The following is a 15,997-nucleotide window of genomic DNA, read 5'->3' as shown; positions in this document are numbered from 1 at the left end:
GTTCATGAACATGAATACCCTGACCGATTATCCCTATGCTTCTGGTCGTCGAGTCGTTATGGGCCGACGCTGTGCCATGGCAACCAGCCAACCTCTGGCAACCCTGGCAGGTATGGAAATGATCTGGGCAGGGGGTAATGCCGTCGATGCTGCCCTGGCAATGGCGATCGCGCTCACCGTTGTCGAACCGACATCCAATGGTATTGGCTCCGATGCCTTTGCTTTGGTCTGGGATGACCGATTGCATGGCTTGAATGCATCCGGCAAAAGTGCCCAAGCGTTAACTCCAGACTTATTTGCTGGGATGGTTGAAGTCCCCCCCTATAGTTGGCTGGCGGTGACAGTATCCGGTGCTGTATCCGGCTGGCGATCGCTATCCGATCGATGGGGCAAATTACCGTTTGCACAATTGTTTGCTCCAGCCATTCGCTATGCCACCGAAGGCTTTCCTGTCTCCCCAGAAACAGCACGGGCATGGAAACGAGCAGAAGCTATCTTTTTACCGTTGACAGCGCCGGAATTTCAACCCTTGAAAGATGTGTTTTTCAAAGGCGATCGCGCCCCTCGTGCCGGAGAAATCTGGGGAAGTTTAGCCCATGCTCAGACGTTGCAAGCGATCGCTGAATCAGGCGGTGACGCTTTCTACACAGGTGAATTAGCCGAAAAAATAGCAGACTTTGCTGCCAGCACAGGCGGCTACTTGACCCGCGCCGATTTGGCAGCCCATGAAGCAGAGTGGGTCGAGCCAATTTGCACCACCTACAAAGATCTGACCGTATGGGAAATGCCGCCCAACACCCAGGGTTTAGCCACCTTGATGGCATTGAATCTATTAGAAGGCTTTGATATTGCTCAATATCCGCGTGATTCTGCCGATAGCTTTCATTGGCAAATTGAAGCGATGAAGCTTGCCTTTGCCGATGTGCATCATTACACCGCAGATCCATACTTCATGACGATGCCCGTCGAAAAACTATTGGATAAAGCCTATGCTGCCGATCGCAGACACCTGATTGGCGATCGCGCCATCCCACTTGCCGAACCAGGACTTCCTAAAGGCGGTACTGTCTATCTGGCAGCTGCCGATCAAGATTTGATGGTCTCTTTCATTCAATCCAACTATGAAGGCTTTGGGAGCGGCATCCTGATTCCTGGAACTGGCATTGCCTTACACAATCGTGGCTCAGGCTTTAGCCTGCAACCCGGACATCCCAATCAAGTTGCCCCCTGCAAACGTCCCTTTCATACCATCATCCCCGCCTTCCTCAGCCAAAACGATCAACCCTTGGGTCCCTTCGGGGTTATGGGCGCACCCATGCAACCTCAAGGACAAGTCCAAGTCGTGGTCAACCTGATGGACTATGGTATGAATCCCCAGGCTGCCCTGGATGCTCCCCGCTGGCGATTCATTGCCGACAATACCGTTTTACTCGAACAAACCGTACCCCGCGCCACCGCTATGCGATTGAGCGATCGCAATCACACTATTTTAATGAGCGGTGAAGTAGAGCGCTTTGGCAAAGGTCAAATCATCCTGCGTCAAGATGGTGTTTTAATTGCTGCTTCAGAACCCAGAGCCGATGGCATTGCGATCGCACAGTAATAGAGCTGAGAATCATCTCGAACTTGATCTAAAGCTATCTGGACGTGATTGCATGGTAAGAATCAGTCAAGCTAATGCCCAGCACAACCCATACGGCTACTCGTGTTGATGTGCTGCACCGGAAAACATACGGAAGATTTCTGCCTATTCCTTCCAACTAAACTATTATGGGAAATATTCTACCTATCCACCCATTCTGGAGTAATAGACAGAAGGATTTTATCTATACTACCTAATTTTGGCAGATGGGCGGAATCCTTTAGCCTAATAACAGTTATGTCGCCAATCCAGGGCAAACTTGAGAGATTATCATGAGCGACACACCAGTTATCACTTCTGAAATCTTTGTTGCCTATTCGCAGTGTCCTCGCAAGGCTTTTCTGCTTTTGTTTTCTGAGGACAGGGGAAAGCCTCATGACTACTCGTTAATTCTGGAAGAACGCCGCGAAAATAATCGATTCCAGTATTTGGAAAAGTTCCTCCAATACCATCCTGAAGCCAGGGCATATGACACAAAAGCTCTTAATAAGTATAAGTTCTTGTTTGATGTAACACTCCGGTCAGATCATTTGGAAGCTGACTGTGCCATCTTGACTAAAACGGATACTAGCTCGACGAATCGTCAGATCAGCTACGAGCCAATAATCGTTACGGGTACTTATAGCATCACCCTTGAGCAAAAAGTGGAACTACTATTCCTTGGGTGGGTACTAGGGCGAATTCAGAAGCAGTTACCTGTTTCAGGACAAATTGTCGGCATGGATGGGAAAGCTCATCGAGTTCAATTGAAAAGTGGTTATAAGAGCATCAAGCAAATTTTGAAAGTATTGCAAGACTGGTGCAACGTCCTCCCAAGTGAGCCTCCGCCTTTAATTTTGAACAAGCATTGCCCCTCCTGCCAGTTTCAGCAGCTTTGTCGGAAGCAAGCTGAGAAGGAGAATCATCTAAGCTTATTAGACCGCATGACGGGAAAAGTGATTCAGAAATATAATAAGCGGGGTATTTTTACAGTTAAGCAGCTCTCCTATCTGTTCAAGCCTCGCCGTAATCGAAAACAACAAAAAGAACCAAAAGCAGTAAAACACAACCTGGAGTTACAAGCGCTGGCAATTCGAGATCAAAAAATATATATTCAAGAAGCGATAGAATTAACTCGAAAGCCAATAGAATTATTTATAGATATTGAAAGTATTCCAGATCAGAACTTCCATTACTTAATAGGTTTATTAACCTGTGATAATGGAGATAAAACCTATTATTCTTTTTGGGCTGATGATAAAGATAATGAGAGAGAAATATTTCATAAGCTAATTGAAAAGCTTAAAGAATATCCTGAAGCTCCAATTTACCACTATGGAAGCTATGAGGCAAAAGCAATTAGTGATTTGAAGATTAGATATAATACTGACTGCTTAGATATCGAAAAACGTCTAGTAAACATCAACAAGTACATTTATGGCAAGATTTATTTTCCTGTATACTCAAATGGCTTGAAGCAGATTGGGCGTTTTCTAGGATTCTCTTGGTCATCTTCAGAAGCATCTGGTCTGCAATGTATTTTTTGGCGGTATAAGTTAGAGGAAACTCAGAACGACTCATATAGGCAGTCAATCCTCGCTTATAATCAAGAAGATTGTCTAGCATTAGGTTTGCTAACAGATACAATTTCCAATTTCGAAAAAGCTTGTAGTACTTCACTAAAAGTTGGCTTCGCAGATCAACCTCAAAAATTTTCTACTAAAAGTGGTGAGTCAATACATAGGCAGTTTGAGATCATTATAAAAACAGCTCATAAAGATTATGATAAGAACAAAATAAGCCTTCGACAGAATAAACATGAGCAAGATGATAATGGCAAAAAAAGAGGGAGCAAACGGGCAGGTACTCGCACCTACCGTAAAATAATACCTAAGGCTCAGAAAACAATTCAAGTTCCTCGGGACAAAATATGTCATAAGTGTCAAAATTCAATTCTTAGAAAGACCGATAGAGCCGCTGAGAGAAATATCATTGATTTGGTCTTCTTAAAAAACGGAATTAAAAAGATTGTAGTTAAATATACGGGTTTCCAAGGCTATTGCCCAAAATGTTCGCGTTACCATAGCCCGCTTGGCATTCGACAGTTTGATAAGCAACAGATTTATGGTCATGGTTTTCAGGTTTGGATGGTATATCAGAGACTTGAATTGCGCTTGCCCTACCGTACTATTGTGCGAGCCATTGAGGAACAGTTTAATGAATCCATTAACGATGACACGGCCGCCCGGTGCCTTACATATATTGCACGTTATTACCAAGAAACTGAGAAAAAACTACTGCAAAGCCTCCTAGAGAGTCCTTTTATTCATGTTGACGAAACAGGAGTCAGTATTGAAGGCAAAGACTGGTATGTGTGGGTTATAACAAATGGAAAACATACGGTCTTTAAACTCACGGAGACCAGAGAAATTGGGGTAGTTCGTGAAATTCTCTTAAATTACAGAGGCGTTTTAATTTCTGATTTTTATCCTGGGTATGACTCTCTAGAATGTCGTCAACAAAAGTGCTGGGTTCATTTAATTCGAGATCTAAATTATGATCTTTGGAAAGAGCCATTTGACTCAGAGTTCGAAAATTTTGTGATAGCTGTAAGAAATCTGATTGTACCTATTTTTGAAGCTATCGAAAAATATGGCTTGAAGAAGAGAAATCTTAATAAGTTTAAGAAGTCCGTCGATCAATTTTACGATAGAGAAATTAATGATAGAGTATATCTCTCAGAATTGGTTAGCAGATACCAAAAGCGATTTATTCGTCATCGAGAAAATCTATTTCAATACTTAGAAGAGGACGGAATCCCCTGGCACAATAATACAGCTGAAAATGGTATAAGACACTTTGCAATACAACGCACAATATCCGGTTCTCTTTATGAGTCTATCACCCGAGACTATTTATTGCTGCTTGGAATAAAGCAGACCTGTCGGTTTCAAAACAAGCCCCTTCTTAAATTTCTTTTATCAGGGCAACAAGATATAGATAAATTCAAGGTGCCTAGAGCTAAGAAATCTACGAGACCTGTTGGCATGCCAAAGCAGGAAGAAATGAATTCAGATTAGTAGCCGGACTCTACTGTTTTTATTCATGCTTTTTTGGTCAGCATTCTAGAAAATTTGTAAAGATCCCAAAATAAGAAACATGCAAATCTTGGAGATAGTGAGATTTTAATTGAAGCTTTTTGACAGAGTGACTTTGCTCTGATTCAAGTTAGGATGAACTTGTACCCAGGATAAAATTTAATCTATGAAGCTAATTTTAGAGCGTGAAGCACCACCTCTCCATGAGGATGAAACTGGAGCCGTGCGAGTTGGGAATTCAAGAGTTTTGGTGGAGACTGTAATTCGAGCGTTTCAAGATAGTGCTTCCCCCGAGTCTATTGTTAATCGGTACTCAACTCTATCCTTGTCTGATGTCTACAACACTATCGGCTACTACCTTCGGCATAAAGATGCTGTAGAAGCATATCTAACTCAGAGAGAGCAATTAGCTGAGTCTGTGCAGCAACGTTTATCTAGTATTCAACCTGATTTGAGTTTTATTCGTGCTCGCTTAATATCTCAACAAAATCTGTAGCAAATATGTTGAGTTTGTTGAGTGATGAAAACTTCAACGGTGACATTGTTCGGGGCTTACTGCTGCGTCAACCCCAACTTGATTTACTTCGAGTTCAGGATGTTGGTTTGCGAGAAGTAGACGACCCAGCAATCTTAGACTGGGCGGCACATCATGGACACATCCTTCTTACTCACGATCGTGCAACGATGCCAGATTTTGCTTATAGAACCCATTTGAGATCTTTTGCAAAACAGTTGCTGCGAAAGGGTTTCAGGAAAATAGAAAATTCCCTGGAACCCTTATCTGACAAGGATAGTAGGATAAATGTCAAATGGGTTCTATTGTCGCCTGATTAGAGGAGAGTCGATGGCAGGGATGTTTGTGGTAAATAATCGAATGCCTATTCGGCAGTCGATCGATGAGTTGCTACTGCTAGTAGATTGTAGCGAACAAGCCGAATGGAAAAATATCGTGTTATATGTACCACTGTAAAAGCAAAGTTGAGTTAAATCGCAGCATACATAACAACGCCCATGTACACTGACCGTCGGAAGTAAATCGGTGTGATTCAGAGGTTATCTGCGGCAGGTGATGGACGCCGTTAGACCGTTTCATTTGAGGTAGAAAATGAATGATTCGTAAGCTGTGGAAAAAAAGAATATGTACGAGAATGTGTACGAGTTTGAATGCCGATTTCAGTGAAAGCCTGTGAGTTATTTGCTGAGGCTGAGGAGTTCATCTCAAGATGGATAGTAGATGCTGGGAAATGCTCAAGCCTTGTATTGTTGGATAAAATGCACTAAACGCGATCGCCCTACGCTTCCTGCGTGAACGATATTGAAACGTCGGTAACGGGTTGGGAATTTTGCCAGAGACATCAATCTAGTCCTAAAGAGCAGGGTCGCTCATACTAGAGGGTAGACTCGTTGAGTGTAGAAACGTCTATGTTATCTCAGGAATTGAAAGCACAAGTTTTCAAACTGTCCCCCAGCGATCGCCTCGCATTGATCGCTGTGATCGTTGAATCCCTACAAGAGACGACTGTTGCCAAGCCTGACCGTTCTGATGCAATTCGCCGCATGAAGGGTTTACTAAAAACAGAGCAACCTGCACCAACCGATGAAGAAGTCGCACACTGTAAATTTTTATTTAATAAAAAGAAAAAGTATGACTTAATGTTCCTAGAATTTAGTTAAGTTTGGTTTGCGCCAAGCGAAGGACTATTATGCGACTTCTAGGTGTTCTACTCATTATCACGTCAGCAACGTCCTTTGGTGCAATGCCAATCTTTGCCCATTTTGCTTATGAATCAGGGGTCACCCCTCTGACTGCGTTATTTTTTCGATTTGCGATCGCTGCCATTTGTCTTTGTGCTTACTTATTGATCCGAAGGATTCCACTGCCCAAACACCAAAATTTGCGCATATTGATTTTGATAGGTGGTATTGGATTTGTCCTGCAATCACTCAGCTTTTTTACAGCGCTAACCGTTGCCTCGCCCGGTCTTGTTGTACTGCTTTTATACCTATATCCTACGATTGTTGTGGGTATATCGATTCTGCTCTTACATCAACCCAGCAGTCCTACAAAGTTAATGGCTTTAGGGATTGCGTTACTCGGTACCGTATCGACGATTGGATCTGGGGTAGACACGCAATTATCTGGAGTAATTTTAGGGCTGATTTCTGCCAGTGTCTATGCTACGTATGTGCTTGTGGGTGAACAGGTGATGCAGGAAGAAGAGCCGTTAACAGCCTGTGCTGTGATGATATCGTCTGCGGCACTGGTGTATGGAGGCATCGTGGCAATCCGTGGAATTAGCTTGCCGACCTTACTATCTGGTTGGTTTGCCCTTGCCGCACTTGCCCTTGTTTCAACAATTTTAGCGATCAGCACGTTATTTGCTGGAATTAAGCTGTTAGGCGCACCCACAGCAGCAATGCTATCGACGCTGGAACCTGTAGTCACCATCGTGTTGTCAACGACAATTTTGCATCAATCAGTTACCAAAATGCAATTGATTGGCGGAGCGTTGATTCTGATAGCTGTCGTTATGGTAGCGATCGCAAAGGATGCGAATCAGCCCGCTGAAATAAGTTAGGGTCAGGCTTCGTCTAGAGTTTGTGAAACTTGAACAGATCCAAACCATTTTCTTTGACGTAATCCAATGTATAGCAGTTGAAGGACTGATTGAGACAGGGGTTCCATCCCTGCACCCCGTCCTGATTAACCCTTCAATGGCTATAGATCCAACGCTGATCGAGGAACTAAAATCCATGACTACCCCTATTACGCCACTGCCGCAGATGGCTCAGTCAGTTGTACAACAGTACTTTGCTGCCAGTCGTTCTAACAACAAAGCAGACAACATGGCTGCCTGCTTTGCCGAAAACTGTATGCATCACGATCCAGCAGAAGCCCCTGCTCTGACCAGTCCTGCCGACGTGCGTCAATTTCTGCAATCCATTGCGGATCTGTTTGCATCGGTTGAACTGACTGAAGATTTTATGTCGGTCAATGGTCAAGAGGTTGCGGTCAAGTGGACAGGTCGTGGAATTGGCAAAAATGGGCGCAACGTTACCTTTGAAGGCATTGATGTGTTTGAAATCAACCTGGATGGCAAGATTCAATCGCTCCGAGCTTACTGGAATCCATCAGCATTGCTACCGCAATTACAGGATGGTTAAGCCATGCAATCTCATCGACGATTGGGTGCAACAGAGTGGGCAGTCTGGTTGCGCGATCGCACCACTCCTCTACATTTTGCTCTGACAGCTCAGGTTCAAGGAATCATTGATTCTAATCATCTGACCAACGCCCTACATCACCTTCAACAACAGCACCCGCTCCTGCGCGTCAAAATTGCCCTGGAGTCAGATGGAACGCCCTATTTTGTTGAACACGCCACTCCGATTCCCTGTCGAATTGTCTCACGGCAAGGAGAAACACAATGGCAGACAGAAGTCGCCTGGGAGTTGTCACAGCCCTTTGACTGGACAAAAGCCCCATTGATCCGAGTTATCTGGTTGAACTCTCCAATGGTGTCCGAACTGATTGTCGTGTGTCACCATGCGATCGCCGATGGTATAGCAACGGTCCATCTTATTCGAGAGATTTTGAGCTTACTAGAAAACTCTCAACACGCTGAGTTCAACCGGACTATTTTACCTCCTCTAGAATCATTGTTGCCTCACTATCAACCTGTTCCAACACTTCAGAAAGTTCTGGGGTTTGGGGTGTTGAAGTTACAGCAAGTGTGGCAAAGGATTCGTCAGAAGATAAATCCTAACTTGGTTGTGGGTGCTCCATTGCAAGTAAACGCTGGGTATTTGTCAGCGACCATCACCGCTCAATTGATTGACCGCTGTCGCCAAGAAGGAACAACCATTCATGCCGCAATTTGCACAGCCTGGCTGTTTGCGATCGCCCGGAATCATCGCGGCTCTAAGAAACTATTCCAGTGTTTTTCACCCATCAATCTTCGCCCTTACCTGACTGATCAATGTGAACAGGCGTGCGGCATTTACATTGCACCCGCTCAAACCACCCATACAGTCACGGCGCAAACTCAATTTTGGCAAACTGCGCGATCGCTCAAATCAGACCTCATGCGCCAAACAGACGCGAAGTACTTACTCGAACTTGCACAACGATATGAAGTGCTGATAGCCACCAATCCTCGTCCTGAGTTTGTCCAACACGTATTTAATCAACAGTGCACATCCGATGTGATGGTGACAAATCTGGGACGCTTAGCCATACCTCAGCACTATGGCAATCTGGTTTTGAACGCGATTTATGGTCCCATAGTGCTGTCAGGATTTGAACCAGAACGCGTATGCGGCGTAGCAACGCTGGGCGATCGCTTGTTTTATACCGTTGTCTGCCAGGATTCGGATGCAGAATCAAGTCTGGTGAAACAGGCAATGCAAACACTGGAACTGGCGATCGCAACACCAGAGATGACGCCATTCACTGTCATGCCACCGCCACCAGAAAACAACACAGCAGAATTACAACACGTTTAACTCCGATCTTGCCCCATTTGCAGGAGCGCTTCGCGCTCCTGCAAATGGGGCGGGTTTGAGAAAGATGCAAGATTTAAGCTAATGATTCATTCACTCATCAGGAGCAAATCACTATGGCAGAATATCAGTTTGTTACCCGCTGGCATATTGCCGCACCGATTGAGCAAGTCTGGGAGGCAATTACCCATTCTGAAGATTGGCATCTCTGGTGGCCTGCCGTGGACTCTGTGGTTGAACTGGAATCCGGGGAACCCGATGGACTGGGCAATGTGCGGCGGTTTATTTGGAAGACGCCTTTGTCTTATACCTTGACCTTTGATACTCGCGTTGTTCAGATCCAGGCTCCCGTGAGAATGGCAGCGATCGCTCTCGGTGATGTGGAAGGACATGGTTTATGGGAGCTATCCACAACCGATCGCGGCACAGAAATTTACTACACCTGGACTGTACGCACAACAAAACGTTGGATGAATGCCCTGGCTGCGATCGCTCGACCGCTATTGGAGTGGAACCACAATGCCATCATGCAGCAGGGCGGCAGAGGATTGGCTCAACGGCTTCAAGCAGAATTACTGGACATGGATAGTGCGGAACAGTCTAAAGCTACTTGATTGACTGCTGCTCATTGATCCGGGTTGCCGATGATGGGTGCTGATAATGACTGCTATTGACGATATCGCGGTGTCCTCTGCACCCCCTGCACTGAGTCAACTTGCCCATTGCTATAAACATTCAATGGATTGATCAGCTTCTATGAAGAACACGGCGATCATCGAAGACCATCCTCAAATTATTGAGTCTTCAAAAAAAATTGCTGAACTGACACGGGATTGGGGTACAATTTCTGCCCATATTCCCAGCAAGATCACTCGTGTTCGGATGGAGCCACCTACAGCGGTTGATGATATTTCGCTGCTTACCCGAATTGCTCAGCGCGATCAAACCGCTCTGTCCCTGTTTTACGATCGCTATGCCCGGATCGTGTATGGATTAGCCTTCAAAAGTCTGCGATCCGTTGAAGAAAGCGAAGAAGTTGTGTTGGATGTATTTGCTCAGGTCTGGCGAATTGGCGATCGCTACGATGTGCAAAAGGGCAGAGCAGACACCTGGCTATTTACCCTGGCTCGCAGTCGGATTTTAGATCGGGTACGGAAACTGCACCGAACCCACCCCTCTACCACCGTATCAATGGATGCAGTAGAGATCCAACCCAAAGCCGATGGCGTAGATCTATTTGAAGAAGCATCGATCCGAGAGCGTCGTAGCCAAATCAAGCTGGCTCTGCAAACGCTACCCCAAGAGCAGCAACTGGTGCTGGAACTGGCGTATTACCAGGGGCTCACCCAGAGTGAAATCGTTGCTCAGACGGGCTTGGCTCTGGGAACCGTTAAAACGCGGATTCGGTTAGGATTGAGTAAGTTAAAGTCTGCTCTTGGCTCAAAGGAGGACTTATAACAGCAGTGCACGGGATTGTCGTTGGGAAATAGCGAACATGGACAGAGTTAACGACTGCTTTTGTGAACTCGCTCCCCTCTATGCGTTAGATTTGCTGACCGAGGCAGAACGAGCCTGGGTCGAGCAGGAGGTTGCCAAGTGCCCCGACCTGGCAGAAGAACTGGCAGAGTATCAGTTGGCAGTCACGGCTGTGGCTTACGATGCTCCGGATTTGCCAATGGCAGCAGGCTTAAAAAATCAATTGTTCGATCGCCTCGGATTGGATGCCCCATCGTCACGGACGCTACCTGAGCCAGGATTAGCTACCCCGACAACGACAGGCTATTCTGCGATGCGATCGCAAGATCTCAACTGGCAACCTCACCCCACACCAGGAGTGTTGGTTGCGATCGTCCATCGGGATGACGTGACCCGAGAACTGGTTGGCTTTCTCAAGGCTGAACCCGGAGTCTATTATCCGTTTCATCGTCATGCGGCGATTGAAGAAATTTTTATGATGGAGGGCGATCTGGTGATTGGGGATCAGGTCTACGGAGCCGGAGATTACATTCGCTCGCTTCCAGGCTCCAGTCATGCTCCCTACACCACTGGGGGCTGCCGATTCTTCTTCCACACTTCCATGGACGATGAATATCCCAATCTGGCGACCGTAGGATCTGCTTAGGAATGGGAATTAAATAACTCCGATGATTTGTTGTACGGGCGAACGGCCGTTCGCCCCTCCAAACGATTCAATACTCGATCTGATTCAATCCACGATTCTTAGAATCCTGACAAAATTAAAGACCACAACTTTTTGGGAGAATGCAGCTCCGCCGCATTCTCCCAAAAAAGTTACTCAGGTTTGTGAATTTTCATCTGAGCGAAATGCTCTAGTAGCAATCGATGCGTGAAAATATAGCCACTTCCCACTTTTTGCAAAAAAATGCGCTCCGTGGCGTAGTTGAGAAACCGAGCCTGGTTCCAGGGAATGTATCCATGCCGCCACAGCACCATTCGCAAGATGACATGCTGCAAACAAACTAAGCCTGAATTGTCGCCACTCACGAGCCCGCCCAATAATCCCACCATTAACCCAACACTTCCGCCAAACCCCAGACCATCGTCCAGAGAATTTCCATAATAGATCCACCAGATTAAGGGGGAGTTGACAGCGACTCCTGGTGCTACAGGCATTTGAGCTGAATAGAATTGAGCCGAATAGAAGTAAAGTTGCCAGAAGACGAAACTGATTAAACCCGTCAGAGGTCCCACGATAAACATTAACTTGAGCATATTCAGGGCTGAGTTCCAAATTCCCTGGTTGGGGCGCGTTCTTTGCTCAACTTTTGGAACTTTTTCAAACCCCAGGATCAAACAAACGATTGACCCTACCATAAGACCGAGTGCTAACAGTCCTACTACAGCTAACCCACCGATTCTATGCTCGGGTCGGCATAAAAAGTTGATCAAAACGCTACCCGCCCATTGCGCTAGCACGTGAGAGTTCTGACAGTACTGATCGTGAAAGTTGGGCAACGAAGCGCGAGCAACCAGCAGAAACAGTCCGGCGATCAGTCCCCAGAGTCCGCTGACCCAAAAGATCCGCTTACCCTGCCGCCAGGACCATTGCGTCACGTCTACAGCCTCGATCCTTTGGTAATTGACCCGGGTTAAAATAATTCCAAACACCAGTCCAAAGATCAACAAGTTCAGCGGTTGAGGACTGCCCAACATCAGGCTGACACATCCAAAAAGGGCACTCGCGGTAATCCCAGCAACGATCCCAGACGTGCTTCTAGAGTAAAGCTGGTGAAGCAGACCTGTAATCAAGCCGGAGAAGAAACCTGCCAGGCTGCCAACCTGAAGTCCCAAAGGGATCGAAAGGCTGTAATTGACCACCTTGGAAAACATCCCGATCGCCAATCCGCAAACGACTCCGATTGCCATGTTGACCAGTACGCGATAACCCATCTTTTGCCAGCCGCTCTGTAACCAGCTCGGTTGCAGATTTTCGATGAGAAACACCGTTTGCGACTCCTGGCGCAGGCGTTGTGCTAACCAGCTTAGCCAGTACAGGGTGTGTGACTTATCGTACGGCTCATCAATGCCCCGGCGTTTGAACATCCGTTCAATAAATGAATCGAACAGGTGCTGACAGCGTTGGGTCAGATCCATGTCGGAAATTTGCTCGATCGAACATCCTTGATACGCCAGGATCATCACGTTCAGCATCAACGGCGATCGCGCTAACTCCTGCAAAGCCATGTCTCGTTCAAGTAGCGTTTTCAACGCACTTAATTCTGCCCTGGGCTGATTCAGGTACTGATGAATCTGGTCTAAGGTTAACGCCTGAACACAAATCGCACTTTGAAAGTAGAGTCTTTCAGTCAGGATTTCGTAGTCTTGCAAACGACTACATACCACCATCTCTGCACCCGATTGTTGCTGAAAAAAGTTCAAAGCCACAACACAACTATTGCGTTTTCCTTCCTCAACTTCATCCAGCCCATCCAGCAGCAATAGCAGTTGTTGTTCGTCGAGCCAGGTTTGCCCGATCGCCTCTGGCACCTGATATTTGGTGTGGAGTTCCTCAATTAACCAGTCGGCAATGGTTTGTCTGCCACCTTTCCAGGAAGACAGGTTAAAGACTACGGGAATGCGGTAATCCAGTTCACGTTCGGCTCGCGCCAGCAGATCTTGAGCCAGGGTTAGTAGTAGGGTGGTTTTGCCTGCCCCCGGTGCGCCCAAAATCAGTAACGTTCGCCCCTCCCCCAATTGATCCAACAGCGCCACGATGCGAGTACCCGGCTGCAACATCTGAGAACCAGCATCGGCACTCTCTAGGGTGATTTGCCAGGGATGCATGATCAGATCGGTGCGGTCTGCCAGATTCAAGTCCATCAAGACCTGACCCGACAGGGAGTTTTGCAAAACACTTTTAATCCAATAATGATCGACTTTATTGAGTAATGCCTGACGATTACGATATTGCTGCGGCGACATTTTTCGCAATCGTAATTCTATATCCTGGCATTCGACAGCATATTTTTGGCTGGCTTGAATATACTGCCGATGTAAATCTGTTGGATGAGGTGGTAGCGTTTCTCCCCGCACCAACCAGCTTTGGGCTTCTTCCAGTCCTTTTCCCTGCAAGAGAAAACTGCGATCGTGAGACTTGCGTTCCCATTCTTTGGCGCGGATGAGTAACTGGGTATGCAGGTGAACATAGTCAATCTCGGTTGCGATCGCCCCAATCAATTTCTGAAACGCCTGCTCAAAATCGTCGTTCTCGCGGCAAAAGATCCAGTTATGCCGAGAAATCGCGGGATGAACATCGTCCATACTGAAACCTTCTCGCCACAGCAACGGTACCAGACGCTTGTTATGGCTGATGGCATATTCAACCTCTTGGCGACAGACCTTAGAGGTTACAGAATCGGGACTGATGACAAAAATAAAGGTATTTGCCCCTTCAATCCCCAGTTCGATCGCGTGCCACCAATCTTCAGTCGGCTGAATGTCTTCCCAATCGACCCAGGGGTCTCGATTCGCTTGCCGCAGAGCTGTGTCTAACGTTTGGACAAATGTCTTATCTCGGCGACAATAGGAGATAAAGATGTCATTTCGGGGCGTTTCTGAAGCAGTGGTTGAGCTGGCTGCAACACTGGAATGATGGGTCATAGCAAGATGCGTTTAACCGCAGGTAAATGCAGTATGAATGATCACTAGTACACCAACTTAAAAGTTTTAGAGGGGGTGGAGGGGGTTTTACCCCCTCTTGGGGGCGCAGCCCCCAAACCCCCATGTTGCAAAATTTCGTGTTTGCAACACTAGGCGTTTAGTGCCGCCTGAAGCCGTTGACAGGCTAAATTTTACGCCAAAAAATTAAATCATAATCTAAGAATGCTCATAAAAATAATGTGAATAGATTTTTCAGGAGAGTGCGGCTTCGCCGCACTCTCCTGAAAAATCTATGGTTTTTAATTTTGTGAGGATCTGTCTGCTTTAAGCAGGCTAGATTTATCTTAATTTCTTTACCGAAGTGAATTGATGGTCATTCAAACTACTTTACTTCTGGATAGTGTACTGAGTTTATCCCTGGTCACGATGGGGATTTACTTGCACCAACTGAAGTGCGCGATCGCAGATATCAAGACGCTTTCCCCGCCGCTGATGACAGATTCAGTCGAGCTTTCAGCGACATGGCACCAGCCGATGATATCGGTGATTATCCCCGCCTATAACGAAGTCCATAATATTCATGACTGTGTGACCTCTGTATTAAATAGCACACCCTTAGGGAGCCAGTATCTGGAGGTCTGGGTCGTGGATGACCAGTCCACCGACGAAACCCTGCAAGTCCTGCGAACCTTAAACGATCCCCGGTTGAACGTAGTACCGGGACGACCTCGCCCAACGCAATCCCTATGGGTAGGTAAAACCTGGGCTTGCACCCAGGCAGCAGACCGGGCACAGGGCGACTTTTTACTATTTATAGATGCAGATGTCCGGCTTAAACCGGGAGCCGTTGAAGCCGCATTGCAGCTCATGACAGCAGACTCGATCGACTTACTCAACTGCATTCCAGCAGTCGTTTGTGGCTCTCTGGTAGAGTGGCTGGTTCAACCATTACTTTTCATCAGTATGTTGATTTCGTTCAATCAGCCAGCGATTCACGATCCAACCACAGACACGGCATTTGCTGCGGGTCCATTTATGCTATTTCGTCGCACCGCTTACGAACAAATTGGTGGCCATCGGGCTGTCGCCGACCAGGTTGCTGAGGATGTTGCCCTGGCGCGATCGCTCAAACACAAGGGCTTGATGCTGCAATATCGTCTGGCACCAGAATTAGCAACGCTACGGATGTACACGTCACTGGCTAATTTGTGGGAGGGTTGGACTAAGGTACTCTATGTCGGTGCCAATCGCAGTGTCGGGCTAATGCTGCTTCTGGTAGCAGTAATGCTAATGATCTACACGATTCCCTGGCTAGGACTGGCGATCGCCACATTTCAGTGGTTGCACACGGGTGGAACGCTGCTCGTATATGGTGCAATCATTTTGGCTCTGGCAACAATTGGTTTGCAATATCAGCTACGACGGCTGGCTGAACGTGCCTTGAACTGTTCCCCAAAATACTGGTGGTTACATAGTGTGGGCGGAGCGTTTGTTGCCCTGCTGGCGATCGCGTCGATTGTGAAGACGGAAACCGGATGGGGATGGACCTGGCGGGGACGTTCTCTGCGATCAACCCAGTCCTGATCAAGGGAATTACAGCCATTTTCAATTGATTAAGCCACAGATTTTTTGTTGTGTGCCGCGCTCCGCGCGG

At 46.8% G+C, this 15,997-nt stretch carries 13 protein-coding genes and 1 pseudogene; 13 read left to right on the top strand and 1 reads right to left on the bottom strand.

Annotated elements, in window-relative coordinates; translation table 11 throughout:
* The first annotated feature begins 4 nt into the window (after positions 1 to 4).
* The 12 genes and pseudogenes from ACR6Z4_RS15310 to ACR6Z4_RS15255 all read left to right on the top strand — a co-directional run bounded on the left by ACR6Z4_RS15310 (position 5) and on the right by ACR6Z4_RS15255 (position 11,344).
* Positions 5 to 1,603, top strand: a complete 1,599-nt coding sequence (locus ACR6Z4_RS15310; protein ID WP_479718155.1) for a gamma-glutamyltransferase family protein — start codon at positions 5 to 7, stop codon at positions 1,601 to 1,603.
* A 311-nt stretch (positions 1,604 to 1,914) separates the two neighbouring features.
* Entirely contained in the window at positions 1,915 to 4,701 is a 2,787-nt protein-coding gene (locus ACR6Z4_RS15305) for a TM0106 family RecB-like putative nuclease (RefSeq protein ID WP_479718154.1), read from the top strand.
* 184 nt (positions 4,702 to 4,885) lie between these two features.
* Positions 4,886 to 5,215 (top strand): DUF433 domain-containing protein, encoded by a 330-nt coding sequence (locus tag ACR6Z4_RS15300; RefSeq protein ID WP_479718153.1) that lies wholly within the window; start codon positions 4,886 to 4,888, stop codon positions 5,213 to 5,215.
* 5 nt (positions 5,216 to 5,220) lie between these two features.
* Positions 5,221 to 5,424, top strand: a pseudogene (locus ACR6Z4_RS15295) (DUF5615 family PIN-like protein); the annotation flags it as partial.
* A gap of 97 nt (positions 5,425 to 5,521) precedes the next feature.
* Positions 5,522 to 5,689: a hypothetical protein gene (locus ACR6Z4_RS15290; RefSeq protein ID WP_479718178.1), complete on the top strand. Its 168-nt coding sequence runs from the start codon at positions 5,522 to 5,524 to the stop codon at positions 5,687 to 5,689.
* A 452-nt stretch (positions 5,690 to 6,141) separates the two neighbouring features.
* A complete protein-coding gene (locus ACR6Z4_RS15285; protein WP_479718152.1) occupies positions 6,142 to 6,393 on the top strand; it encodes a hypothetical protein in 252 nt (83 codons plus the stop codon).
* Between the two features lie 29 nt (positions 6,394 to 6,422).
* Complete coding sequence (locus ACR6Z4_RS15280; protein ID WP_479718151.1) at positions 6,423 to 7,298, top strand: DMT family transporter; 876 nt, start codon at positions 6,423 to 6,425, stop codon at positions 7,296 to 7,298.
* A gap of 175 nt (positions 7,299 to 7,473) precedes the next feature.
* Entirely contained in the window at positions 7,474 to 7,884 is a 411-nt protein-coding gene (locus ACR6Z4_RS15275) for a nuclear transport factor 2 family protein (RefSeq protein ID WP_479718150.1), read from the top strand.
* Positions 7,885 to 7,887: 3 nt separating this feature from the next.
* Entirely contained in the window at positions 7,888 to 9,225 is a 1,338-nt protein-coding gene (locus tag ACR6Z4_RS15270; protein WP_479718149.1) for a condensation domain-containing protein, read from the top strand.
* Positions 9,226 to 9,338: 113 nt separating this feature from the next.
* Positions 9,339 to 9,836 carry an SRPBCC family protein gene (locus tag ACR6Z4_RS15265; RefSeq protein WP_479718148.1) on the top strand — a complete coding sequence of 166 codons (498 nt, stop codon included), beginning with the start codon at positions 9,339 to 9,341 and terminating at the stop codon, positions 9,834 to 9,836.
* Between the two features lie 268 nt (positions 9,837 to 10,104).
* Positions 10,105 to 10,680 carry a sigma-70 family RNA polymerase sigma factor gene (locus ACR6Z4_RS15260; protein ID WP_479718176.1) on the top strand — a complete coding sequence of 192 codons (576 nt, stop codon included), beginning with the start codon at positions 10,105 to 10,107 and terminating at the stop codon, positions 10,678 to 10,680.
* A gap of 37 nt (positions 10,681 to 10,717) precedes the next feature.
* Positions 10,718 to 11,344 (top strand): cupin domain-containing protein, encoded by a 627-nt coding sequence (locus ACR6Z4_RS15255; protein WP_479718147.1) that lies wholly within the window; start codon positions 10,718 to 10,720, stop codon positions 11,342 to 11,344.
* 170 nt (positions 11,345 to 11,514) lie between these two features.
* On the opposite strand, the gene ACR6Z4_RS15250 is transcribed toward ACR6Z4_RS15255, so the two are convergent.
* Positions 11,515 to 14,343 carry a TIR domain-containing protein gene (locus tag ACR6Z4_RS15250; RefSeq protein WP_479718146.1) on the bottom strand — a complete coding sequence of 943 codons (2,829 nt, stop codon included), beginning with the start codon at positions 14,341 to 14,343 and terminating at the stop codon, positions 11,515 to 11,517.
* A 369-nt stretch (positions 14,344 to 14,712) separates the two neighbouring features.
* Here ACR6Z4_RS15250 and ACR6Z4_RS15245 point away from each other — a divergent pair, with 369 nt between their 5' ends.
* Positions 14,713 to 15,927, top strand: a complete 1,215-nt coding sequence (locus ACR6Z4_RS15245) for a glycosyltransferase family 2 protein (RefSeq protein ID WP_479718145.1) — start codon at positions 14,713 to 14,715, stop codon at positions 15,925 to 15,927.
* The last annotated feature ends 70 nt before the right edge of the window (positions 15,928 to 15,997 follow it).

The organism is Calyptranema fuscum S582 (assembly GCF_055793305.1).
The sequence above is the reverse complement of the archived record's forward strand: the minus strand, read 5'-3'. Positions and strand labels throughout refer to the sequence as shown.